General features: G+C 39.3%; 18 protein-coding genes. 6 read left to right on the top strand and 12 right to left on the bottom strand.

The annotated features are described in order from the left end of the window. Positions 1-407 precede the first annotated feature (407 nt). Positions 408-1,907 carry an acyl-CoA dehydrogenase family protein gene (locus tag ACT29I_RS21665; protein WP_444794390.1) on the bottom strand — a complete coding sequence of 500 codons (1,500 nt, stop codon included), beginning with the start codon at positions 1,905-1,907 and terminating at the stop codon, positions 408-410. 460 nt (positions 1,908-2,367) lie between these two features. On the opposite strand from ACT29I_RS21665, the gene ACT29I_RS21660 reads away from it, so the two are divergent. The 4 genes from ACT29I_RS21660 to ACT29I_RS21645 are packed head-to-tail and all read left to right on the top strand — an operon-like array spanning position 2,368 to position 6,390. After that, positions 2,368-3,957, top strand: a complete 1,590-nt coding sequence (locus ACT29I_RS21660; protein WP_444794389.1) for a tetrathionate reductase family octaheme c-type cytochrome — start codon at positions 2,368-2,370, stop codon at positions 3,955-3,957. A gap of 30 nt (positions 3,958-3,987) precedes the next feature. Further along, positions 3,988-4,665 (top strand): cytochrome b/b6 domain-containing protein, encoded by a 678-nt coding sequence (locus ACT29I_RS21655; protein WP_430935159.1) that lies wholly within the window; start codon positions 3,988-3,990, stop codon positions 4,663-4,665. Next, complete coding sequence (locus ACT29I_RS21650) at positions 4,658-5,188, top strand: YeeE/YedE thiosulfate transporter family protein (RefSeq protein ID WP_430935157.1); 531 nt, start codon at positions 4,658-4,660, stop codon at positions 5,186-5,188. Before ACT29I_RS21655 ends, ACT29I_RS21650 begins: the two co-directional genes overlap by 8 nt. 2 nt (positions 5,189-5,190) lie before the next feature. Then, entirely contained in the window at positions 5,191-6,390 is a 1,200-nt protein-coding gene (locus ACT29I_RS21645) for a YeeE/YedE thiosulfate transporter family protein (protein WP_444794388.1), read from the top strand. Positions 6,391-6,473: 83 nt separating this feature from the next. On the opposite strand, the gene ACT29I_RS21640 is transcribed toward ACT29I_RS21645, so the two are convergent. From ACT29I_RS21640 to ACT29I_RS21615, 6 genes are all read right to left on the bottom strand, one after another. Further along, positions 6,474-8,336 (bottom strand): alpha-amylase family protein, encoded by a 1,863-nt coding sequence (locus ACT29I_RS21640; RefSeq protein ID WP_444794387.1) that lies wholly within the window; start codon positions 8,334-8,336, stop codon positions 6,474-6,476. Positions 8,337-8,740: 404 nt separating this feature from the next. Further along, positions 8,741-11,254, bottom strand: coding sequence for a TIM-barrel domain-containing protein (locus ACT29I_RS21635; RefSeq protein ID WP_444794386.1), 2,514 nt, complete (start codon positions 11,252-11,254; stop codon positions 8,741-8,743). Between the two features lie 341 nt (positions 11,255-11,595). Continuing rightward, on the bottom strand, positions 11,596-12,039 hold the full coding sequence (locus tag ACT29I_RS21630; RefSeq protein ID WP_444794385.1) for a lipid-binding protein: 444 nt from the start codon (positions 12,037-12,039) through the stop codon (positions 11,596-11,598). 26 nt (positions 12,040-12,065) lie between these two features. Continuing rightward, positions 12,066-12,734 carry a BT_2262 family domain-containing protein gene (locus ACT29I_RS21625; RefSeq protein ID WP_444794384.1) on the bottom strand — a complete coding sequence of 223 codons (669 nt, stop codon included), beginning with the start codon at positions 12,732-12,734 and terminating at the stop codon, positions 12,066-12,068. A 17-nt stretch (positions 12,735-12,751) separates the two neighbouring features. After that, a complete protein-coding gene (locus tag ACT29I_RS21620) occupies positions 12,752-14,206 on the bottom strand; it encodes a SusD/RagB family nutrient-binding outer membrane lipoprotein (RefSeq protein ID WP_444794383.1) in 1,455 nt (484 codons plus the stop codon). A 9-nt stretch (positions 14,207-14,215) separates the two neighbouring features. Then, positions 14,216-17,377 carry a SusC/RagA family TonB-linked outer membrane protein gene (locus ACT29I_RS21615; protein WP_444794382.1) on the bottom strand — a complete coding sequence of 1,054 codons (3,162 nt, stop codon included), beginning with the start codon at positions 17,375-17,377 and terminating at the stop codon, positions 14,216-14,218. A gap of 759 nt (positions 17,378-18,136) precedes the next feature. Here ACT29I_RS21615 and ACT29I_RS21610 point away from each other — a divergent pair. Beyond that, a complete protein-coding gene (locus tag ACT29I_RS21610) occupies positions 18,137-18,844 on the top strand; it encodes a hypothetical protein (RefSeq protein WP_430935141.1) in 708 nt (235 codons plus the stop codon). Positions 18,845-18,938: 94 nt separating this feature from the next. Here ACT29I_RS21610 and ACT29I_RS21605 read toward each other — a convergent pair whose 3' ends face one another. From ACT29I_RS21605 to mce, 5 genes are all read right to left on the bottom strand, one after another. Then, positions 18,939-20,189, bottom strand: a complete 1,251-nt coding sequence (locus ACT29I_RS21605) for a sodium ion-translocating decarboxylase subunit beta (protein WP_430935139.1) — start codon at positions 20,187-20,189, stop codon at positions 18,939-18,941. A 1-nt stretch (position 20,190) separates the two neighbouring features. Then, on the bottom strand, positions 20,191-20,613 hold the full coding sequence (locus ACT29I_RS21600) for a biotin/lipoyl-containing protein (RefSeq protein WP_430935137.1): 423 nt from the start codon (positions 20,611-20,613) through the stop codon (positions 20,191-20,193). Between the two features lie 5 nt (positions 20,614-20,618). After that, positions 20,619-20,975: an OadG family protein gene (locus ACT29I_RS21595; RefSeq protein ID WP_430935135.1), complete on the bottom strand. Its 357-nt coding sequence runs from the start codon at positions 20,973-20,975 to the stop codon at positions 20,619-20,621. A gap of 85 nt (positions 20,976-21,060) precedes the next feature. Beyond that, positions 21,061-22,620, bottom strand: a complete 1,560-nt coding sequence (locus tag ACT29I_RS21590; protein ID WP_430935133.1) for an acyl-CoA carboxylase subunit beta — start codon at positions 22,618-22,620, stop codon at positions 21,061-21,063. 68 nt (positions 22,621-22,688) lie between these two features. Further along, a complete protein-coding gene (gene mce / locus ACT29I_RS21585; protein ID WP_430935131.1) occupies positions 22,689-23,099 on the bottom strand; it encodes a methylmalonyl-CoA epimerase in 411 nt (136 codons plus the stop codon). A 342-nt stretch (positions 23,100-23,441) separates the two neighbouring features. Between mce and ACT29I_RS21580 the strand changes: the two genes are divergently transcribed. Then, positions 23,442-25,619, top strand: a complete 2,178-nt coding sequence (locus ACT29I_RS21580) for a M3 family metallopeptidase (protein ID WP_444794381.1) — start codon at positions 23,442-23,444, stop codon at positions 25,617-25,619. Positions 25,620-25,741 lie beyond the last annotated feature (122 nt).

The raw sequence follows: 25,741 nt of genomic DNA, 5'->3' as shown, positions 1-25,741 counted from the left end.
TGAAAAGAGATTGAAAAAACAAACGCATCCAGAAATAATTAATTTAATTTTTAATGGCTAAAGTTAACGGCTATGGATTACTTTCGGGAGCATCGTTTGGTGCGTTGAAGCAGCGGAGTGTCCTGTTTTGAAACAATTTCAATGTGTAATAGATTTTCTAATGCATATTGCGGGTTTATATATTAGAAGCAAAACTAAACCGATCATAACAATAAATACTGTGCCATCGGCTGGCTTCTCACAACAAACCCTTTTCGACCATTCATCACACTATTGTTTCAATACGTCCATGAAAACTCCCCGCTCCGGTAAGGTAAAAAGCTTTCATTCCATGCACGGCACACCAAATGAGGATAAGCACAAAGCAAATCCTCTTTATTTAATCGTAAAATACAAAGTATATCTATCTACACAAGCGATAACCAGGTTCCCGACTCCTTATAATCTTCAATGGTTTTAATACTTGTTTCATATTTATATGAACTCACTAACATAGATACCTCATGTTTTAAGCTATCAATGCAGTTATTGATCAAATCACTTCGAAAACCATTGTTTGCCATATTTAAAACAAGATTTGCAGATACTACCCTGCTGATTATCTTACCTAAATCGACATGTTTACGCTGACTAAGTTTAGGTTCCAAAATAAAGTTAAGTGCCGATTTAAAATGCCCTGCCACACCTTTTGTTAGCTCATAATCTTTTAAGAAAGCAGATAAATTAGTTGTTTTCTTCCGTATCATCAACTTATTAACCAACTCTGATATTTGTGTATATAACATATCATTAGAACCTTCAAATATTTGAAATGGTCTTGAGTCTATAATTCCCCGGGAACTCACACTTTCCGCCTTATATCCGTTGGCCCCTTTAAGTTGCGTTAGAATTTGAGCCGAAGACTGCATCAGGTCAGTCACATAAGCCTTCATGCTATTGGCCTCGATGGCGTCGGGTGACAGATTCTTTTCTACCCCTGCATGTGCTGCACTACGGGTGCACATGGCCGAACAAACCGTAAACGCACTTTGTATCTTATTGATCTGGTGTTGAACCTGATCCAGCTTAATTAGTGGTTTTCCGCCAACTACCCGATCTTTGCAATGTTGAATCGCGTCGTCTAGCATTCTTCTTATAAAACCCATACCCATGCCCGGGAATTGAAAACGGCTGCGATGCAAGAGATCCATCATCAAATTAAGTCCTGAAGATTCCGGACGTAACTTATAGCTTTCCGGTATAATTACATCTATCTTGTTTTTACCATAAGGAATAGGGTAAAGCCCAAGGTTATTGTAGTATTCTTCCACCTGTATATGTTGGTTGGGTTGCTGCACATCACAAATAAAAAAATCAATGTCACGGGCCAAATTGCCATAATCTAATTTCTTTCTTGAGGTAATCAACCAGTAGTCGGCCAAACCGGTTAACCCCTGCCAATGCTTGGTCCCTTTAAGGTGATAATTGGCCCCCCTCTGAACACAAGATGTTTGCATCCCTAAAGCATCACTGCCATAATCAGGTTCGGTTATCATTAATCCACCCATATTTTGTTGGGTCATAAACCGGTTAAAGACACTTTTTTTGGCCTCTTCTCCCGCATATTTTCCGACAGGTTCCAAGAACAAGGCAATATTAATTCCAAATGTCAACGAAAGAGGCAACGATTCGTACGAAGCTGCATCCATCATTCCCAAACACTCTTTCATCACCACGCCCCTACCTCCATATTCTTTGGGAACGCCAACCGACAATGGATTTTGCGCCATAATATCTCTTAGCACCAACGCCGGAAATCCCCTCTTTTGTATAAATTGTTCAATATTATCCCTTCGATAAAATACGTTTTTTAATGTTTCTTTAAAAGATTCTAAGTATTCCGAAAAAGGTTCCTTTCCTGTATTCATTAGATGTTTGTTTATGTTTTAAACTTATAAATTTAAAAACTGCAACGCCCTGAAAACCGTTGCAATTCCTAATCCCTCCACTGTATATCCTAATTATTAGCTTCAGCTCCACCCTTTCCGCTTGCATATAACTAGGATAACTAATACCCCTCAATTGGATAAATGTTCAATAAGCAGAAATATTTTAAACTTATTGCAACAATCGTCGAAGTCCATACCGTTCTGTTCTTTGTATTTTCATATCTTCGCTCCATCCGAATATTCCACACTACTAGCACCTTACCCCTTATCCTTAAACAGACTCAATATAAATTACACAAATCCACATATATCCCATTAAATATATCTATATAATTGTATACTTTTGAATGAATCTCACGTATCAGAATTAGAATTTGATCGTTACTTAATATTTCTTTAATTTCATCAAACCCATTCATTAGAAATAAATTAAGCGTCTATGAACAGAGTTATAATCTACGTAATTGTAATAACAGTAATTGTGCTCGTATCGGTGAATTTGATGCATCAACCAGAGCCTTTGAACCTGTCGCAATTCAAATTAAAGCAAGAGTATGCCACCAAGAAAAAGCCTTCTGTGGATCATACACAATTTGAAATTCTCAATCAAGAATTCGAAACACCACAAGATGTTACATTAGCTTGTTTACAGTGTCACAACAAAAGGCACGAAGAAATCATCCACTCCAGCCACTGGAACTGGGAAAGGGTAGCTTATGTAGAAGGAAAGGGCATTTCCAAGATTGGCAAAAAGAATGTGATCAACAATTTCTGTATTGGTTCAAACAGTAACGAGCAAGCTTGTGCCGCGTGTCACATTGGATTTGGGATGAACAGCAACACGTTCGATTTTAGTAATGCAAAAAACGTGGATTGCATGGTTTGTCACGATAACAGTGAAGAATACTTCAAAGGTGCGGCTATGGCAGGTTACCCGGACAGAAGCGTTAACCTTTCGAAGGTGGCGCAAAGCGTTGGGCGACCCAACAATGTGAATTGTGGCAGTTGTCACTTTTATAGTGGTGGTGGAAACAATGTTAAACATGGCGACCTGGAGGAAGCCTTATTGGCCTGCGACAGGAATGTGGATGTACATATGGCTCAAAATGGCATGGGTATGACCTGTGTTGACTGCCATGGTGATGAAAAACACAACATCAAAGGAAAACTATACTCAGTATCCTCTACCGATGTAAACAGGATGAACTGCGAAGAGTGCCACACATCCCGTCCCCACCTGGACGATATGCTAAACCGTCATGGCAACAAGATTGCTTGTCAAACTTGCCATATACCGACTTATGCAAAAGTAAACTCAACAAAAATGGCCTGGCGCTGGTCCGAATCCGGCAAAATGAAAGATGGACAACCCTATCACGAAGAAGATTCCTTAGGAAACCATACTTATCTTTCCATTAAAGGCGAGTTCGAATGGGGAAATAACGTAGAACCAGATTACTTCTGGTTTAATGGCCATGCACAGCATTACGTAATTGGAGACAAGATAGATACGATACCTGTTCAGGTAAACCGATTGTTAGGATCAGTAAATGATATTCATTCCAAGATATATCCTGTTAAAGTGCACAAAGGAGACCAGATATACGATCCGGAAACCCATATGCTGATTCAACCCAAGCTTTATTCTCCAGCTAAGGGAGATAGTGCCTTTTGGGTGGACTTTGACTGGAACCTTGCTGCCGAAGCAGGAATGAAACGCATAGGATTACCCTATAGCGGAAAATACGATTTTGTAGAAACCGAAATGTACTGGCCCATTAATCACATGGTTGCGCCTAAAGATCAAGCCCTGGCTTGCGTCGATTGTCACACAAGCCACAATGGACGTCTGGCTTCACTGAACGGTTTTTATATGCCGGGACGGGATCGGAACAGATGGATCGATTTGATCGGTAACCTGTTATTCTGGGGATCGCTGATTGGGGTATCGTTTCATGCCTTGGCCCGATTGATTAATTCGTTTAGAAAAAACGAAATGGAAGCAGAGGAGATAAATATTGAAAATTAGACAGAGTTTTAAGATTTTAAAATAACCGATATGGCTAAAGTATATATATATAAAACATTTGAAAGGTTCTGGCACTGGAGCCAGGCTGCCTTGATATTTTTCCTGGCCTTAACAGGTTTTGAGATACATGATTCGTTTCAGTTGTTCGGGTTTGAAAAGGCCGTCTTGTTCCACCGTACCTCATCGTACCTGTTACTGGGACTTATCGTCTTTAGTATCTTCTGGCATTTTACTACAGGGGAATGGAAGCAGTATATTCCAACCTTTTCGAAGCTGCAAGCACAGATTCGCTATTACACAGTGGGCATGTTTAGAGGCGAGCCACACCCCACCATCAAATCGGCCCGCAAAAAGCTGAATCCACTGCAGGCCGTGGTATACCTTGGTTTTAAATTGGTGATGGCACCTATGGTCATACTATCCGGACTGTTATATATGTATTATAAATCGTTTGATGTAAACGACATAGTTGTGGCTCTAAATATCCCATTGGAATGGATCGCTGTTATCCACACTTTGGGAGCGTTCCTTTTAATGGCTTTTGTTGTAGTACACGTGTACATGACCACTACAGGCCATACCGTGACTGCCAACATTAAAGCAATGATCACGGGTTATGAAGACCTTGAAGACGCCGGCACGGCCGCAGCGAATGATGAATTAGCAAACGTAAAACTAAAATCGTCTAAAACCGAAGAAAATGAGTGAAGCACCAAAAAAATATATGAATCCGTATTTGGCCGGATTCTTTCTAGGATTTGTCCTCTTAGCGGCTATTTACATTACTGGTCGTGGACTTGGGGCCAGTGGGGCCTTTAAGAGCGTGGTGATGCAAACGGTAAACAGCGTTGCCCCCGAGCATGCCGATAACACCGCGTACTATGCCGATTATAATGAATCTCACCCCGAAGGCCCTATGAAATCGTGGTTGGTTTTTGAGGTATTGGGCGTTTTAATAGGCGCTTTTATTTCAGCTGTAGCTGCCAATAGAGTATCTCTTAAATTAGAGAAAGGACATGGGGTTAAAAACAGAACCCGAATAATAGCCGCAATTGCAGGTGGTGCTTTGTTTGGTTTTGGTAGCCAATTAGGACGTGGTTGCACATCTGGCTCTGCCCTTAGTGGAATGGCCGTCATGTCGTTTGGCGGTATCATTACTATGTTGGCCATTTTTGGGATGGCCTATATGACAGCGTATTTTTTTAGAGGTTTATGGATTAAAAAACAATAGTTATGGGACCGTTAGTACCAGATATTATAAGTGGTGAGTTTAATTATATTATTGCCCTGGTTATTGGAATCGGGTTTGGATTTGCGTTGGAGCAAGCTGGTTTTGCTTCCACAAAAAAATTGGTGGGCTTGTTTTACGGATACGATTTTACAGTCCTCAGAGTGTTCTTTACGGCAGGTATCACTGCCATGGTGGGTATCATTGTTTTAAACCACCTTAACCTTCTTGATGTTAGTATTATCTATATCAACCCTACCTTCCTTTATTCTGCATTAGTTGGCGGAGGAATTATGGGGCTAGGATTTATCATTGGTGGTTTTTGCCCGGGCACAAGTGCTTGTGCTGCTGCCACGGGCCGGGTGGACGGATGGGCTTTCTTGCTGGGTGGAACCATTGGTATTTTTATTTTTGGCGAAGGATTCCCGCTATGGAAAGATTTATATATAGCCGAAGACTGGGGGCCTGTTTTAATGTTTGAGCAGTTTGGCCTTACCCGTGAGGTATTTGGTGTAATTATGATATTAATTGCAGCTTTTGCCTTTGTCATCACTCAAATGATCGAGAATAGAATTAATGGCAAAGAAACCAAATGGTTTAAACCAGCTATCATTAAAAATTCTATCATCGTGGCAACACCTGTTCTGATTGTTCTAACGGTGATAATTACGCCCAACAGAACCGAGGTAATGAACACGCGTATTGATGAAAAAATTGCCGCAGGTGAGTGCAACCCTAAAATGATGGATGCCGATAAATTGGCCTATGAACTGACGAATCAATATTACAAATATAATGTGATTGACGTGCGTACACCAGAAGAATTTAAAGCCTTTCATATACCAACAGCAATCAATATTCCATTGGATGAAATGCCCAACCTTGAAAACCTGGATATTGTCATACAGAACATTAAAACCAATGTTTTTTATGGGGCCGATATTTACCAATCGCAACGTGCCTGCATGGTATCCAAATATTTTGGTAAATCGGATAATTTTGCACTGAATCTAACAGCGGACGAATTTAACAAACAATACTTTCAGCTTGCTGATGTTAGCGAAAGCAGTTCCAAGTCAGATGTGGAAATATTTACCTTTAGAAAAGAGGCTGGAGTTAAGATGAAGGAAATTGGAGAGGCCGTGGCCAACCTGGACAAACCTGTGCAGAAAAAAGCGACCCGTGTTAAAGGTGGATGTAGCTAGATTAGTATAATAGTCATTGGTTCTTATGCATTAAACTCGGGGTGTGACTGACAGTCGCGCCCCGAATTGTTTTACCTCTGAAACTAACTCCATTTAAAAATAAACGATTGCAACTGAGCTATCTTTACCTTCATAACCCCAATTCCTCCATTTATTGTTAATGTTGTTTTTTCTATTTGATACAATTGATCAATTGCAGCATACTCTCCATCCTTCAAATCCATCTTTCTTACCAGTTCTACGGGTAATTTTAATTCAAATTCGTAGCCTTCTTTAGTATTAAAATTAGATACGATGATAAGCTTTTCATCTTCTCTCCAACGAACACAGGAATAAACTTTGTTGGTATATCCTTTGGTTTCATTTCTGTTATATGCATGAATATCCGCATAGTCACCCATTAAAGCATCACTTTGGGCTGTAAAAGTCATTAGTCTTTTATAGAAATCACGCAATTCTTTTTCGTCTTCACTTAACTGACCGCCATCGAATTTTCCGTTGTTCATCCAGCGCTGGTGATGTGGCACGCCAATATAATCGAAAATAGAAGTGCGGGAATGTGATCCAAAACCTGCATCCTCGGCTCCTGGCTCTCCCACTTCTTGCCCGAAATACAGCATGGTTGGCGACGTGCTTAGTGTAGCCGAAACCACCATGGCAGGCATTCCTTTGCGGGCATCTCCTGCAAATTCAGGGGAAGCGATACGTTGTTCGTCATGGTTCTCTAAAAAGTGAAGCATATGATGTTCAATATCAGCCAACTTATGTTGGATTGGTGCAATATGATCCGTAGAACCATGCCCCTGCATAATGTGCTTTAGGGTATCGTATAAATCTACTTTGTCGTACAGGTAATCCATCTTACCTTTCAAAATATAGTCTCTATATAGTCCAGGTTGATAAACCTCTGCCAACAAGAAAGCATCGGTATTTTTCATTTTAACAGACGAATTCATAAAACTCCAAAACTCAACGGGAACCATCTCTGCCATGTCGTACCGGAAGCCATCCACTCCTTTATCTAACCAGAAGAACGCAATGTCTCTAAACTTGATCCAGGAATCAGGCAGTTCTTTACCTTGCCAAAACGTATAATGTACCCGGTAATCTTTTGTCTCATAATTATCGGGTAAGACATCAAAATCAAAGGTTCCATCAGGCCTTACCCCGTAGTTCACCTTTACCGTTTCGTACCAATCGTAATGGCCGGGTTGTGCGAGTCGGGAACCGTTACCTGTCCATTTGGCCGGGTATTCTGCGAATTTTCCGTCAGCCAAAGCATGCTTTTCCCCTCCAAGCGGCTTATAACCCTCCATAGCTTCGGGTACCTTAAACGATTCATTGGGAATGTAGTAGAAATTGTTTTTTTGGGCGTATTCAACAGATGTATTATCCTCCGCTCCAAAGTCTTTTATACCGTCAGGATTATTTAGACTTTCATAGTGACGGGCCACGTGGTTGGGCACAATATCTATAATCACCTTCATGCCTTGTTTGTGGGTGCGCTCAATCAAAGCCTCAAATTCTTCCATGCGGTTGGACGGGTCAACAGCCATATCCGGGTCTACCTGGTAATAATCCTTTACGGCATAAGGCGAACCTGCCCGACCTTTCACCACATCCGGATCGTCATTGGAAATTCCGTAATCCGTGTAATCGGTAATGGTTGCATGGTGCGGAACACCAGTGTACCAGATATGGGTTACGCCCAACTTCTTAATTTCGCCCAATGCCTTATCCGTAAAATCGTTGAATTTTCCCACACCATTTTGCTCAATGGTTCCCCAGGGCTTGTTGTTGGTGTTGGTGTTTCCGAACAAACGGGTGAATACCTGGTAAACCACGGCTTTTTTCTGCCTGGGCTCTAGTTGTTTTTGTTCATTTTTAGCTGTTGAACATGCAGCGATTAATGTTGCAATGATTGATATGTAAATTAGTTTTTTCATTATTACTTTAATTTTACCAAAGTGAATAGTTTTAGTTACTCTTTTCTATCTTTTAACACAACCTTTTTAAAGAGGCTAATCTAGCTAACAATCATTACAAGGCTTTACGTTAAAAAACGGAAAAATACGATTAATTACTAATCCGAATAAAGAGTTGAACCCTTTCAGGGTTCTGGATATAGAGGCTTAAGTTTCCACGGGTTTTACCCGTGATTATTCATAGTTTAACCCATTCGGGATTTCTAGTGTAACTTACCTTGTTTACAAAAAAAGAAAGCTCATGTAAATCAACCACGGAGTGGTTTTACCTTGAATAACCCTGGGTGAAACCCAGGTAACAAAGCCACTGTGAATCACTACCATGAATGGGTTGAACACTTTTTCTAGCTCTTGATTGACATTACTTACTTAATTTCAATTTCAACCTTATCACTCACCATATTAAAATCAGCAATTAATTCCTTGATTTCCGCATCCCATGAAAAATTCTTTATTTGATTATTAACCAGTAAACTCTTAGGTTCTGCTTCAACATTATGAACAACCAATGAAATATCCCTGCTTTCAGGTTTTTCTTTATAATCGTATGCCTCTCTTGTAATGGTTACAGCCACACCTCCTTTTGTATTTTCCGATTTAAAATGCAGTTTCTCAAATTGATGGTTCTTCCAACTGTTATTTGTTTTTCCGTCATCCTCGTACATAAAACCTGCTGACTGCATCAAACTTGAATCATAATAATAATGAAGAATCAATTTGTCCGTATGGTATTCTTCCATATTCTTAAACTCGGGAACCATGGGAATAAACGAACCTCCTTTAACAAACACAGGAATATCCTTTATATTCACTGGCACTGTCTTTCTTTTGCCACCTTCATACTTTTTTCCCGTGAAGAAATTGTACCAATTGCTTCCAGATGGGAAATTAACATTCCATTCCGTTACTCCTTTTTGGGTGACCGGAGCAACCAAAATGTTTTCTCCCCACAAATAGGAATTCTTTTCTTCAATCCTATCGGTGTTGTCACCCAAATAAAACAATGGTCGCATAAGAGGCGTACCTTGAGTACTGTTTTGGTAGGCCATGGTATATAAATAGGGAGTTAATGCATAACGCAATTTTATATACCTACGGGTGATATTTTTAGTTTGCTTATCCCAAAAGATCGGTTCTGGTGGGACATCTTCCTGGGCGTGGGTTCTGTACACCGGCTGAAAAACGCCATATTGCAACCAACGGGTATATAGTTCCGCATCTTCGTAATCGCCTGCAAAGCCTCCCAAATCGGAGTGCATATATGCCAATCCCTGCATTCCCATTTGCAAAGAAACCTCAACCTGAGGTTGCAAACCTTCCCACGATCGGCTAACATCCCCCGACCATGGAATCATCCCGTAACGTTGCGAGCCCGCATAACCGGCACGCATCAATATCACAGGACGCCTATCCGGAAAATCCTTGCTAAATCCATCATAAACTGTTTTAGCCCACTCATGTCCATAGGCGTTATGCACCTCGTTAGCAGGACCATTAACATGCAGCAAGCTATCTGGGTGAACTTCAGGCTCACCTAAATCGCCCCACCAGCCATCAACGCCACTTACGGTGTGTTTTTTATAAATATGCCAAAACCACTTTTTTGTTTCAGGCTTAAAGATGTCGAGCAAAGCCGTGGTTCCAAAATAGAAATCGTAAATATATGGCTGCCCCAAGGAATCCGTTCCAAGAAGATTCTGTTCAGCACATTCCTGGTATTTCCCACTTTCCTTAAGAATAAACGGTTCGGTTATCAGAACTGTTTTTACCCCCTTATCCTTGATTTTTTTTAACATTTTTTCAGGCTCAGGAAAAGCTTTCTTATCCCACTCCAAATTTCCCATGTGGCCTTTCAGGTCGGGACCAAACCAATACAAATCCAACACAATTCCATCCAAAGGGAAATCTTGCTTAAGGTACTCTTCAACCACTTGTTCTACTTGCTTCTGATTTCGATACCCCATACGGGAGCTTATATTACCCAAAGCCCACCGAGGTGGCATAGGTTGACGCCCTGTTACTTCTGTATAGTTTTCTGTCAGCTCTTGCCAATCGTCTGAAGCTGTAAGCACATAACTCATCCTGCCACCTACTGTTTCAAACTGAAGGATACTTTCTTCCGTCTTACCCAAATCCAAATATCCATCTGCAGTGTTATCGAACAGCAGCATGTATTTATTCGAAGAAATAACAATGGGCAAGGAGTAGTACATTAGTTCGGCATGTGTGCCATAGCCATAGCTGGCCTGGTTATACAAGCGAAGCCTGTTGCCTCTGCGGTTCATACCCAACACACGTTCTCCTCCACCCATCAGTTTTTCCCCGGGCTGAAGCTTTATTCTAAATCCTTTTATAGAATCGTTAAATACCAATCCTTTCTCTTCAGAAAAAAGCAGCTTATCCTTTTGAAAGTAGGATAATTTTAAAGGACATTTTTGGATTTTTATGGTAATGCCCTCTGTTGAAAACATAACCTGTTTCCTATCCTCTTCGAAATTTGTATTGATATTTCCTTCGTCATAATCAATTAAGGCATATGATGCGGGATTCTTGTGTCCTTCGATTAAATATTCCACTTCTATGGAATGCTCAGAGAGCGGTTTAAGAAGAATATCGCTTTCATTTGTTTCCACAAGTAAACCATATGGGGTTAGTTCCACGCTTTCAACATGCCTTCCTTCGTGTGGGCATTGGCAACCGCTTAAAACTAAAATGGAGAGCAAAACAAATCCCCAGGTTATTTTTTGTAATACCGATTGTTTAATGAGTTTAGTGCTAAGTTCACCACGCTTCTTAGCACGATTCATTAATATCCCAACGTGAAGATCGGGACAGGCATCGGCATTATACCGAGCTTCATTATTAAAATGGTATAACATACAGTTTTATATTTATTTAAACTGATTGCAATTTCAAGGAATTTATATCATTTCGCAAAAAATATAAACATTATTTATCGTACAGCACTGTAGTTATGCAACTTACCATTAATCCTTTTCTTTTAAATATAGATAAAAAATGAAGCTTTTTATAGGATTTAGGGTAGGGTCTATCACGTATAAACAAAAAACTCCGGGCACGACATAAAGCCATACCCGGAGTTTTCATTGCAAAGGGCAGATCCGGCGGATCTGCCCCCACTCACACAACTAAACCTTTAATCTATGTGTCCCACCACAGCTTAGTTGTTTTGGGTTTAATAAAATTAATATTGGTTGAATTACCAGCCAGTATATCGGGTACCTGCTTCATAGTAATCGTCGTAAATGGTACCATCTTCATTGTATAGAGTAACTCTAAAAATGATACTGTCATTATCGATTACTTTTGCTTCAGAAATATCAATTTCATTTTCAAATTCTCCGGTAACATCAAACATTCCTGTAGCCCCGAAAGTTGTTTCTGAAAGTTTTCCACTTTTAATTTTATAACCACTATCGTATATGTTATCTATCCAAATAGAATCTTCATCCATTGAAGTATTGTAAATCTGCAATGTATAAGGACCATAAAGGTTATTCATATCCAGGTCGTACTCGCTAACCACCCAATCGCCCGAAAGGGTTTTGGCACCAGCATCTCCAATTTCCAAATCTTCTTGGCAAGCTACGAACAGAACGCTGAAAACCATTAACGTGCCAATTATCTTTATATACTTTTTCATATTACTAATTTTATAATTTAATTGACCTACTCTTTTGTTAATACAACATCAAAATGGAACGTACCGTTCCATACCTGATAGGTAAAACCACCAGTTGCAGGGTTGAACAAGCCTTCTTTTACCGGCCATGGCCCCCATGGAGAACTGTTAGTTAATGCCTCCAATGTATTATCTGCATTAATTACAAAATAGGTTGGTAATCTGTATGCAGAACCATAACCAGCGATAAACTCGTAATAACCACCGAAGAAATCAGATGCGTAATAGAAACCTTCAGCTAGTTTAGTAATGGTACAACCGCTTGCTACTTCAGTTCGCCCTACACGTAATCCTGTGAATACACCTGAAGCATCAGTAGCAGATAATCCGGCAGGTAAAACAAATACATTACGAGATGCTGTTTTTTCGTATCCATCTTCGTTTGCAACAGAATAAGTCAATGGATAATAACCGGCTGTACTCACATCTACCGTACCTGTAACAACTACATCACCACTAACGTCTACGCCATTTATGTCCGCTTCATACCCAGGTTCATTATAAGTCCCTCCTACCTCTAAAATATAATCTGTTGATCCCAACAAATCTAAATTAGCATAGTAGGTAATCCTTGATGTATCTTCAGTGGATACATTCTTCTCACAACCTTGAAAAATCAAGGCCAATGAAAATAAGTAAAATAATATCTTTTTCATGTCTTATCCTTTCTAGATTAATTTTGATCCCACCAAACTTTATCGGTCAATTTAGCTTGAGTCGGTACATTCTGGTTTCTTGTAATAGCCACATCAGGATAAAAGAACCTTGTCAACCATGCATTAGTACCCAAAGTATTTTCGTACAGATAAATTCTATCTCCCGCTGTATATAATGAAGGATCAGCAATAATATCTGCTGCATTACTAGAACAAACACTAGGAAACTCTGTCCTCTTTGTTTCAAACCATGATTCGATATGGTTAACCATTGCCAGACATACCCATTTTTGCATAGCAATCTGCTTTCTGGTTCCATCAAATTCGTAAGGCTTGCCGTCTCCGTATAAATCTGAGCCTGGAGTGGCAATACCATGTAATGCTAAACTGGCATCAATGGCTTTTTGATAGGCCGCTTCTGCTGCAGCAACATCGCTATTATATCTTAATTCCGCTTCTGCAATAAACAATTGCAATTCAGCCTGTGTATACAGATAAATAGGTGTTGTAGCCGTCATTAATGGGAAACTAAAATCTTCGTTTTTAATTCCAGGAATCGTTTTTCCTGCGGGGAAATTACCTTCGTAACTATCCGTAGCAGTAGCTAGTTTCCAAATCTTGCTAATCCTTGGGTCAGCTTTACTTGACATGTAAGATATAATATTCCTAGTAGCCACGTGGTTAACTCCACCCAATCGATCCACTTCCGTATCATACCATGAGTTTCTCTTGTTTTGCTCATCAGAAAAGGATGCAAATTTAACATCCATGGTCATAAAATTATTTGCTGTTAATAACGCCTGAATATCAGAAGAATGATTTGACGATGTTTCGCTTTGACGCATAAAAATCTTTAGTTTCATAGCATTCGCAAACCCAATCCACTCATCCACGCTACCACCAAGCAACATATCAGTTGCTGCTACTGATGCTCCACTTTCAATTCCGGTAAGTGCATCATCTATTTCAGTTACGATTCCATCATAAATAGTCTTTCCATCTTCAAACATTGGACTTAGAACATCAGTCCCTTGTAAAGCTTCGCTGTACGGAGTTCGGTCAATTAAGTCAACCAACAATTGCAACGTATAAGCCCTAAGGACAGTAGCAGCCAAGTAATTGCCAGGGTCATCCTGAGCCATAGCTGTCGTCCTGATATACTCCAAATCATTTAAAGCTCCGGCATACAACTCGGTATAAACGTTATCTAAAAAATCAGTTTTTAAGTTAAATTTATCCAAGTCGTTATATTGGTTAGCTTCGGGAGCTTGTGACCAATATTGTGCATAAAAACCACCTGTATTAAATAGCATTCCTCCAACTTGTACAGCAATCGAAGCCTCTGCAGCCGGAAGCACTAATTCCGTAGTAACTTCTGTTGGAACATTTGGATCATCATTTACGTCCAGATAATCTGAACAGCTTGAAATGATTCCTCCAATTAAAAATAATATTATTAATTTCTTCATCATTTACCTTTTTTAAAAGTTCAACTTCAAGTTAAAACCCCAACTGCGTGTTGTTGGATTCGCAGTAAACTCACCAAACTTACCAACTAAATCATTACCAAAAGTTGTTGTTTCTGGATCTATGAAAGTGTTTTCCTTAGGAGTATACAGTAACAAATTATTACCGTAAGCAGTTAGTGTGGCCCCGGTAATAGGTAAAGTCTCAAACCATTTTTTAGGCATATCGTATGTTAAAGCTACTCTTTTTAACTTCACAAATGATCTGTCAACCAACCACGTTTCATCAAGCTTATCCGCACCATCTGCAAAATAGTCATCCATATCTTCCTTTGAAATAGGTGTCGTATTTTCAACATAAGAGTATGTTCCATCACCATTGTCAATCTCGTTTACCGAATTTGGAACAATAAATGTATGACGGTCATTGTATGTAGTTTGTATTGCATTACCTGTAAAGTAGTTAATATCTGCGGTACGCGAATACATTAAACCTCCTTCACGAATATCTAAATCCATAGATAGGCTTACGTTCTTATAGCTAAAAGTATTAGTAATACCCATCGTAAAATCGTAATCCGCTCCTTCAATAACCTTCTTCTCGTCGGCTGCGATCGGTCTACCTGTGCCTGAATTTACAATAATTTGTCCTTCATCATTATACTTAGGAACTGTTACTTCATATAAACCAATTGGAGATCCAACCTGTGCAACAAATCCAACCGTAGATAGTCCTCCGATACTAATTTTCTTACCCAATTCGTCGGGCAGGCTAACTAGTTCATTCTCATTTTTCGAGTAATTCACGGCAAGATACCATGAGAAATCTTTTGTTTCGACAGGGGTACCTTCAACCAATAATTCAATACCCTTATTGGAGATTTCTCCTAAATTAGTTGTCTGGCTTGTATATCCGGTAGAAGGAGCTAAACCTAAACTATAAATTTGATCCTCTGAAGTTTTGTCATAGTAAGCCACATCAAAACCAAATCTGTTGTTGAAAAACTTCATTTCCAAACCGAACTCAAATTCAGTTGATAATTCCGGTGCCAAAGCTTGATTACCTAGGGCATTACCTACTTCAAAAGCATTCTGCCCGGCTAACGGAAAATTCAAATTTCTAAAAGGATTATAAATGCTACTTGCATTAAAGTATGGATCCAATACATATGGATCTGCATCGTTACCTGTTTGTCCATAAGCCATTCTCACTTTACCATAACTTATTGCAGACTTAAAATTATCAGGAAGAATCTCGTTAAACAAGAAACTAATAGTTGCGCCAGGATAGAAGAAACTATTATTATCTTCAGGCAATGTAGAAGACCAGTCATTTCTTGCCGACAAAGACAAGAATAACATATTTCGGTATCCCAGTTCTAAGTTTCCTAAAAGACCTACAATCCTTCTTTTATAATAGTATTCATCTACAACCGGAGTGGACGAAGAGTTACTTAAATCGTAGAATCCAGGAATATCTAAACCTGTTACACTTGCAGAAACAGAACTGTAATTTCTTTCGTTGATGTTTAAACCTCCAGTAAAATCTAGCGTTAAATCTTCGAATTGTTTACTATAAGTAGCCAAGAAATCATGGTTGTACTGATGTCTTCTTTGCATACCCTTGTTTACGGTACCTTCTTGGTTTGTTGAAGAACCAGCATTTGGAGTACCTTCAGCTGCCTGAACCTCAGGTGTACCTATCTTTGTAACGTTATCAGATACGTCCAGACCAAAACGATATAATAAATTTATATCATCTGTTAATTCAACGTCAAACTGCATTTTACCAAATACCTTTTTCTGTTCAAAACTGGCCTCCATTTCATTAATCAGGTAATACGGATTTGTAATTCCATATGGCGTGTAGTAATAGTCTACTGAGTTAAACGGGTCGTTTTCGTAATCCGCAAGACCAATAATACTTATATCCCTCGGCGTTTGATACAATGAGTTAATAATGGTAAGCCCCTGACCGGTTTGAGCAAAATTATTATCTTGCTGTGAGTAATTGATATTAGAAGAAATGGTTAGCCTACCCATTTTGTGCGAACCGTTAAAAGCTGCAGTATACTTTCTATATGAATCTATGTCAGTAGGAACCAATCCATCTTGATCAATCATTGATAAAGAAGAATAATACGTTGTAGTTTCGTTACCTCCCGAAAGTGTAATGGAGTTGTTATACCTTTTCCCGTAATCAAAAAAGTCTCTCACATTATCCTCTTGTGCTTCAAAAGCTTTAAGTTTTTGCGAGTTGTTATAAACAGACCCCCAAAGCCTTTCTGAACCATCCAAACGAGGCCCCCAACTTCCATTTTCGTTTAAAGTATGGTGGGCATCCCAACCCATACCAAAATCGTTCTGAAATTCCGGTAACCTTAGTATATCTGAATATTCAACGGATGAGTTAAACGTTACCTGCGTTTTACCTTCACCTGATTTGGTAGTAATAATGATTACACCGTTGGCTGCACGCGAACCATACAATGCCGTTGCCGCTGCACCCTTCAGAATGGTTACTTCATCCACATCATCAGGGTTAACCAAGTTAGCTGCGTTACCAAAGTCGTAACCTCCATCCAGCGAAGAACTAGAACTCGAGTTATTGGTCATTGGAACACCGTTAATAACATATAATGGTTGGTTACTTCCCCCTAAAGAGGAAATACCCCTAATGATAACTGAATTAGAAGCTCCCGGATCACTTGAACTGGATGTAATCTGCACACCGGCTACTTTACCGGCAATACCTTCCATAATACTTGAACTTCTGGTTTTGGTTAATTCCTCCGAATCTACCGAAGTGGATGCATAACCAATTGATTTTTGGCTTCTTTTAATTCCCAAAGCTGTGACTACTACCTCATCGATATCCTCGGTATCCAATTCCATGGTTACATTAATAGTAGATTGTCCTGTAAAAGGAACTTCCTGCATTTTCATGCCAACGAAAGTAAACACGATGGCTGCTGCATCTTCTGGTACATTTAATGTATATGTACCGTCCGGACGGGAAATAGTCCCGATTGTTGTGCCCTTCACGACAATAGATACTCCAGGAATCGATTCACCAAAATTATCGACCACTTTTCCTGAAACAGCTTTTGTTTGGGCTGTCAAAGTCTCTAGTCCTATAAATAGAACCAGTGACAGAAATAATGCTAATTTCCGCATAAAACAAAAGGTTTAAATTAATAATTGTGTATTTATTAAAAAGACAATGCAATTTTTATGAACTACAGTATGCTAAATATAAAGCACACGATATTGCATAATCCGACACTTTCATTATGTCAGATTATTTTCCAGAGACAACTAAAAGTTGCCTATTTGTTCATAAGTTTTTTGAGATTTTATTTTCGACTTCCATACGATTAAAGGTTTTTGTAATTAGTATTTCATTATGTGAGTTAAATTATCTACAAAAGCGGGGGAACACTTATAATTTGTAAATATATCGGCAAATATATAATTTAAATATAATATTTCATGAACACTTAAAAAACGCCGCGAATTAGAAATTGATTATTCCTCTGATTAATTCCATAATTCGCAAATGATTTCACTTATCAAACTTTTGAATTTAAATTGCATTAGTTTCATTGGTCAAACTTACATCTTTTATAATTATCTCCCTAACACCCCCTTATTTTGAGATAAACCGATTCATATTTTTTAATATATTACCTCTGCTTACCTCCAAAACAAAGCGCACTTCAAAAATGTTTTAATTTTTACTATTTTTTTTCAGTATGTCAACCAGAACGCACCAATCTAAACCACCTACAAATTTAAAAATATTTTTAAATTATGCAAATTTATATTTTTATTTGTTAATTTTTGTAATCGCTTTTTTCGAATTATTAACTTATTCGTTCACTATGAATAATCATTTTTAATACATTTGCTATTCAATCCATAAATACAAAACATATGAAAACAATTTACGTCACCCTACTTATACTCATTTTTACCCCCATCATATCTTATGGGCAAGGTGAGTCCCGGTCTGTATACAATTCAATGAGTTTTTTTGACTTCAACAATAAGGTTCGTTATTCTAAGATGATCAACGGAGAGCAGAACGCACTTTATTCAGGTAGTCCCTACATAACTAAATCGTTTAGACGGGGTTCACTAACCATGGAAGACGGCAGCACATTTACAGACCTACTTCTACGCTATAACAACTACAAAGATATTATGGAGATTAAAATTGACAGTGGCGAATTTGAACTATCCAAATCCTTCCCTATTAATTCCGTAACTATCAACGGCTTTAAATACAAAAGAAAGCAATGGATGAAAGATAATGTTATTCGGGAAGGATTCTTTGTTGTCTTATCTGATAAAAATGTTGGTCTATATCAAAAAAAAGTGGTGGTGCTTCAGGAAGCCAAAGTTGCCAAAGCATATCAGGAAGCCAAACTCCCCAGTTTTAGGGAGAAAAAAGTTCGATATTATGCAAACAATACAAAAAGCAATATATTGATTGAAGTGAGCAACAAAAAAAGACTCTTAAGTTTATTCTCCGATAAACAAACAGAAATCAAAAAGTATATGAAAGAAAACAAGGTTAAAGCCAACAATCCAAAAGATCTTACCAAGATATTAAATTATTACAACAGCCTTGTCAATTAAGGTTCAGCAACAAACCACAAGCAAATAAAAAAGACTGCCTCAAAGAAGCAGTCTTTTTTATTGATATATCTGTCTAGTTAATCTAGATGCTTTACTACAACAAAAAGCTGAGCATAATACCCGCTGCTACCGCAGAACCAATCACACCGGATACGTTTGGCGCCATGGCATGCATTAACAAGTGGTTGTTCGGGTCGGTTTTTAAACCTTCGTGCTGAACCACACGAGCCGAATCGGGCACTGCAGAAACTCCTGCCGCACCAATAAGCGGATTGATCTTATTATCTGTCTTCAGGAAGACATTTAACAGTCTGGCAAACAGCAAACCGCCAGCGGTGGCAACCATAAACGACAAAGCCCCTAATCCGAATATTTTTAACGAATCGGTGGTCAGGAAATAATCCGCTTGCGTTGAGGCACCTACAGTCAAACCTAACAAAATGGTTACAATATTAATCATAGAATTACGGGCTGTATCTGCCAATCTTTCCGTCACACCGGATTCTTTCAAAAGATTTCCGAAGAACAACATACCTAAAAGAGGCAATGCCGAAGGAGAAATAAAAGTGGTTAACAGCAATCCAATTAAAGGGAACAGTACTTTTTCTGTTTTTGAAACAGCGCGAGGCGGTTTCATCTTAATTGCTCGTTCCTTTTTCGGGATCATCAATCGCATGATTGGCGGTTGAATTACAGGTACCAACGCCATATATGAATACGCCGCTATCGCAATGGCCCCCATTAACTCTGGAGCTAATTTAGAAGACAAAAAGATCGCAGTAGGACCATCAGCCCCTCCAATTATACCAATAGCTCCCGCTTCCTGAGGCGTAAAACCCAATGCGGACGCACCCAGAAAGGTAGCAAAAATACCAATTTGTGCAGCAGCACCCAAAATCATCAATTTCGGATTGGAAATCAGCGACGAGAAGTCTGTCATTGCACCAATTCCCAGAAAAATTAAGGGGGGATAAACACCCTGTTTAACACCGAAGTACAGATAGTTCAGCACGGAACCTTCCTCATACAGTCCGATTTTATACCCCTCTACAAAAGGTATGTTACCCAACAAAATTCCAGTACCGATAGGGATAAGCAAAAGAGGTTCGTAATCAAATTTAATTGCGAGGAAGATAAAAAACAATCCCACAACTATCATGATAATATTACCCAATTGAACATTGGCAAAACCAGTGAATTCCCACATGGTTTGAAGTCCCTGAAGAGTGGACCCTTCCGTTTCCGCAGAAACAGTATTTAATTGAGCAAAAGCATCTGTCCCAAATACCATTTGAAGACAGAAAACCAAAGCCAGTATGGTAAAAATAGTCGCCGCTTTTCTCATGTTATTCAAATTCAATTAAAATGTCATTTTGAAGAACAGCATCTCCCAGCCCCACCTTGATTGATTTTACAACTCCATCTTTTTCTGCCAACACGTTATTTTCCATTTTCATGGCTTCCATCACAATCAGCACATCTCCTCTTTTGACAATGTCGCCCACGGCCACTTCGATTTTAAAGATATTACCGGGAAGAGGCGCTTTGACAGCACCTGCACCAGTAGCTTTTTGCGGAACTGCTCCTTCGCCCGGTTTGCGTTCCACTGGTTTCCGAACCAACTTAGGCGTCTTACTCTTTTTAACTTCCTGATGAACTTCTACTTCATAAGTAGTTCCGTTCACATTAATGGTAGCTACAGAATCTTCGAAATCCTGAATGTGCACATTATAACGGTTACCTGCTATAGTAAATTCGAATTTTTTCATTGCTTTTATCTTCTATTTTTTTCATATGTCACATTATTCATTCCATACAACTTCGAGTTCCATGGCGAATAACGTCTTCGCACTTGCTTAATAGTAATTACATTACTCTCCTCATCATGCATCTCGTTAAAAAATAGATGCAGGGCTGTAGCAATAGCGGCATTTGTTTCACCAGTAATATCCTGGTGCCCTGCTGCTAACTCAGCCTTACCTTTAATCCGCAGGCTTCTTTTTACGCTCCACCTAATTATTTTTGGAACCAACAAAAAGATACCTACCAAAAACAATAAGGCGGCAAATACGATCACCCATCCCAAAAGAGTAATGGTCCAGGTATCGCTGGTTACTTGTAAAAAATTCATCTCCATATTTTTTTGTGATTGTAAAGTGTCCGGTCATCAAAGGAACCTATAACCAAAGGTTACCGGTTCCTTATACGATTAACTGTTACAATGGAATATTACCGTGCTTTTTAGGAGGCAAGTTTAGCTTTTTGGTTTGCAAACTTTGTAAACCCCTGATGATACGGAAACGAGAGTTTCTCGGCTCAATAACATCATCGATATAACCATAGGCAGCCGCCTGATATGGGTTAGCAAACTTCTCAGTATACTCCGCTTCTTTTTCCGCAGCATACTTTGCCTTTTCTGCTGGGTCTTTGATTTTTGACATTGCCCTGCCTTCCAGAACCTCAATCGCACCTTTAGCACCCATTACCGCAATTTCGGCAGTTGGCCAGGCATAGTTCAGGTCACCGCGTAATTGCTTACAGCTCATCACATCGTGCGCCCCACCATAGGATTTACGCAAAGTAACCGTAATTTTAGGTACAGTGGCCTCACCATAAGCAAACATTAGTTTAGCACCGTGTGTTATGATACCTGCATACTCTTGCCCACTACCTGGTAAAAATCCGGGAACATCAACCAAAGTTAAAATTGGAATATTAAAGGCATCGCAAAAACGAACAAAACGAGCGGCTTTACGTGACGCATCGCAATCAAGCACTCCCGCAAGGAAACTTGGTTGGTTAGCCACAACACCAACCGACATGCCCCCCATGCGACAAAACCCTACTATAATATTTTTTGCATAGTTACGGTGTACCTCTAAAAACTCAGAATCATCCGACATGGCATAAATAACATCTTTCATGTCATATGGTTGATTCGGGTTATCCGGAATAATCTCGTTTAATGAGTCCACCATACGATCGATTGAATCTTTAGTCTCTACCATTGGTGGTTCCTCAAGGTTATTTTGAGGCATATACGAAAGAAGCTTTCTGATTAACAAAATACCTTCTTCCTCATTTTCTAACTGGAAGTGAGAAACACCTGATTTAGAAGCATGAACCGCGGCTCCTCCTAAATCTTCGGTGGTTATGTCCTCACCGGTTACAGTCTTAACCACCTTGGGCCCTGTCACGAACATGTAACTGGAATCCTCGGTCATCATGATAAAATCGGTCAGGGCAGGAGAATACACGGCACCACCTGCGCAAGGACCAAAAATAGCTGAGATTTGCGGAATAACACCCGAAGCTTCGATGTTACGCTGGAAAATCTCGGCATAGCCCGCCAATGAGGTTACCCCTTCCTGGATACGGGCACCACCACTATCGTTAATTCCAATAAGAGGAGCTCCGACCTTCATGGCCATATCCATGACTTTACATATTTTCTGTGCAAATGTCTCCGAGAGAGAACCGCCCAATACGGTAAAATCCTGGGCAAACAAATAAACTACCCTACCATCGATAGTACCATGACCTGTTACCACGCCATCCCCAAGAATTTTGTTTTTTTCCATTCCAAAATTCACACATCGGTGTGTCACAAACATATCGAACTCTTCGAAACTACCATCGTCCACAAGCGCTTCGATACGCTCACGGGCGGTCATCTTTCCTTTTGCATGCTGGCTGTCAATTCTTTTCTGACCACCACCTAATTTAGCCTCAGTTCTGAGGTCTATTAGTTTTTTTACTTTATCCTGACTTGACATGAAATATTGTTTGTAAATTCTTATACCAATCGGTATAAAACATTTAAATTCTATTATTAATAGCAGTTTTATTTAGAAGGATCTTCGCACAATTCAGTTAATACACCAAAAGTAGATTTTGGGTGCAAGAAACCTATATTCAACCCTTCGGCACCTTGACGTGGAGTTTTGTCAATTACCCTTACTCCTGCATCCTGAATAGATACTAGCTTTTCCGCCAGGTTCTCAACTGCAAAGGCAACATGATGAACACCCTCTCCTTTTTTCTCGATGAATTTGCCAACAGGACCTTCCGGATCCGTAGACTCCAACAACTCAATCTTTGTTTGTCCAACCATAAAAAAGGCAGTCTTCACTTTTTGTTCTGCTACTTCTTCAACAGCATAACACTCCAAACCAAATACTTTCTCGTAAAAAGGAATAGCCTCATCTAAACTCTTAACCGCGATTCCAATGTGCTCAATGTGCGATGGTTTCATATCTATTTATATTTAAAATTTATTGTATACTAAAATTTTGAGCCTCAAAAATAAAACTAAAAAATGACCTAATACACAATAAGTGCCTAAAAAAAGATTGTTTTACAACATAAATTAAGCTTGTGACCAGTTAACTATCAACATTTTAACACACACCAACTCATTAAACTTGTTGTTGTCCAAACAATTGCAGAATTTTTTCTTTATTTATACCTGCATAATCCAACACGGGTTTTATACGAATACCAACAATCAATTAGGGCTTGTGATTTAAAACATTCTCCATATATTTACTTTTAACCTGATACTCAAAACGCACCGTTCCTTCCTGTTTTAATTATTATGAAAAACATCATTATTATTAATACAGAAATTGCCTATTTTCGCCATCAAAACAGAAATAAATTAACCGTTATGCAAAAAATCACCTTTTTTCTAATACTCGCACTTATAATTATGGGTGCCTGTAAAACAGAGACCGCCATGAACACAAACCCATTGCTGGTAGCATATGATACGCCGTTTGAGATTGCGCCATTTGAGCAAATAAAACCAGCGCACTTTATGCCTGCGTATAACGCAGCTATCAAGGAGCAACAAGAGAACATCAAGGCCATTACGGAAAACACGGAAGAACCTACTTTTGCCAATACCGTTGAGGCACTAGAGTATAGCAATCCTCTATTGACCAGGGTAAGTAACGTGTTTTATAACATTAAAAGTGCTAACACCAACGATTCGTTAAATGCTATTGCAAAAGAAATAGCCCCGTTACTGTCTAAGCTAAACGACGATGTATTTTTAAACGAGACATTGTTTAAGCGCATCAAAACACTATACGACCAGAGGGAAAAGCTGGGATTAACGGGGGAAAAAGGCATGTTATTGGAGAAAAAATACCAGGCTTTTACACGTGGTGGAGCCAACCTTCCTGCAGAATCAAAAGACGAGTTCAGGAAAATTAACGAGGAACTTTCGTTACTTACCCTACAGTTTGGCGACAACGTGCTAAACGAAACCAACGATTATATGATGATTGTTGATAAGCAAGAGGACTTAGCCGGATTGGGCAAAGGACAAATTGACGCAGCAGCAAAAACAGCCCAGGATAACGGCCTCGAAGGCAAATGGGTATTTACCACCCAACGCCCAAGCATTACACCGTTCCTGCAATATTCTACAAACAGGTCTTTGAGAGAAAAACTGTTCAAAGCCTACATTAATAGAGGTGACAACAATAACAAATTCGACAACAAAGAGAACATCAAAAAAATAGTTTCACTTCGTGTTAAAAGGGCCAAATTACTTGGGTACGAAAACCATGCTGCTTTTATTTTAGAACAGAACATGGCCAAAACCCCTGAAACAGTTAACGACAAACTCGCTTTTTTAATGGAGAAATCGCTTAAAGTAGCCAAACAAGAGGTGGCCGACATGCAAAAGATGATCGATGCCGAAGGAGGCAACTTTAAATTGGAACCTTGGGACTGGTGGTACTATGCCGAGAAAGTAAAGAAGCAAAAGTACGATTTGGACGAAAACGAGATTAGACCATATTTTGAACTAAACAATGTGGTTGAGGGCATTTTTTATACTGCCAACAACCTATATGGTTTAAAATTTGAAAAAAGAACTGACCTGCCCACCCCTCATCCTGATGCTCTTTCGTTTGAAGTAAAGGAAGCAGACGATAGCCATGTAGGTATTTTATTTATGGATTTCCACCCTCGCGAAAGCAAAAGGGGCGGTGCCTGGATGGGTTCGTACCGCAAACAAGAAGTTAATAACGGAAAAAACATTACACCTATCATCACCATGGTATGCAATTTCACCAGCCCAACGGATGATACCCCCGCACTTTTAAGCTTCGACGAGGTTTCTACCTTGTTTCATGAGTTTGGACATGCATTGCACGGCTTACTCTCAAAATGTCAGTATTATAGTTTATCGGGAACATCGGTGCCCAGAGATTTTGTTGAACTTCCTTCGCAGGTAATGGAGCACTGGGCTGCTCAACCGGAACTGTTAAAAGTGTATGGAAAGCATTATAAAACAGGCGAAGTGATTTCTGATGAACTCATTTCAAAAATTCAGAAGAGCTCCAAGTTCAACCAGGGATTTATGACAACCGAATATTTGGCTGCCGCTATTTTAGATATGGATTACCATACTTTAACAGAGACATTAGATGCAGACCCTAATCATTTTGAGAAAGAATCTCTTGCTAAAATGAATTTGATACCTGAAATTGTAAGTCGTTACAGAAGCACCTATTTTAATCATATATTCTCGGGCGGCTATTCCGCCGGTTATTATGCTTACATTTGGTCTGCCATTTTGGATTCTGATGCTTTCCAGGCATTTAGGGAGAACGGTATATTCGATAGGGAGACTGCGAATAAGTTTAGAAAAAACGTGTTAGAGAAGGGTGGTACCGAAGACCCAATGGAATTATATAAAAGGTTTAGAGGTGCTGAGCCTGATGAAAAAGCGCTTTTAAATGACAGAGGTTTAATTTAACATCAAGACCGCCAGAAGTGTAGACAAATTCACAAGAAAGGCTGTTGGATTAAATCTGATAGCCTTTCTTCATTCTCTAACTTGGGTTCAATTTATCATCTATTTTTTCATTTTGAGTCGTA

Source organism: Saccharicrinis sp. GN24d3, from assembly GCF_052400645.1.
In the GTDB taxonomy this organism is placed as follows: Bacteria; Bacteroidota; Bacteroidia; order Bacteroidales; family Marinilabiliaceae; genus Saccharicrinis.
This window is presented reverse-complemented; position numbering and strand designations above follow the sequence as displayed.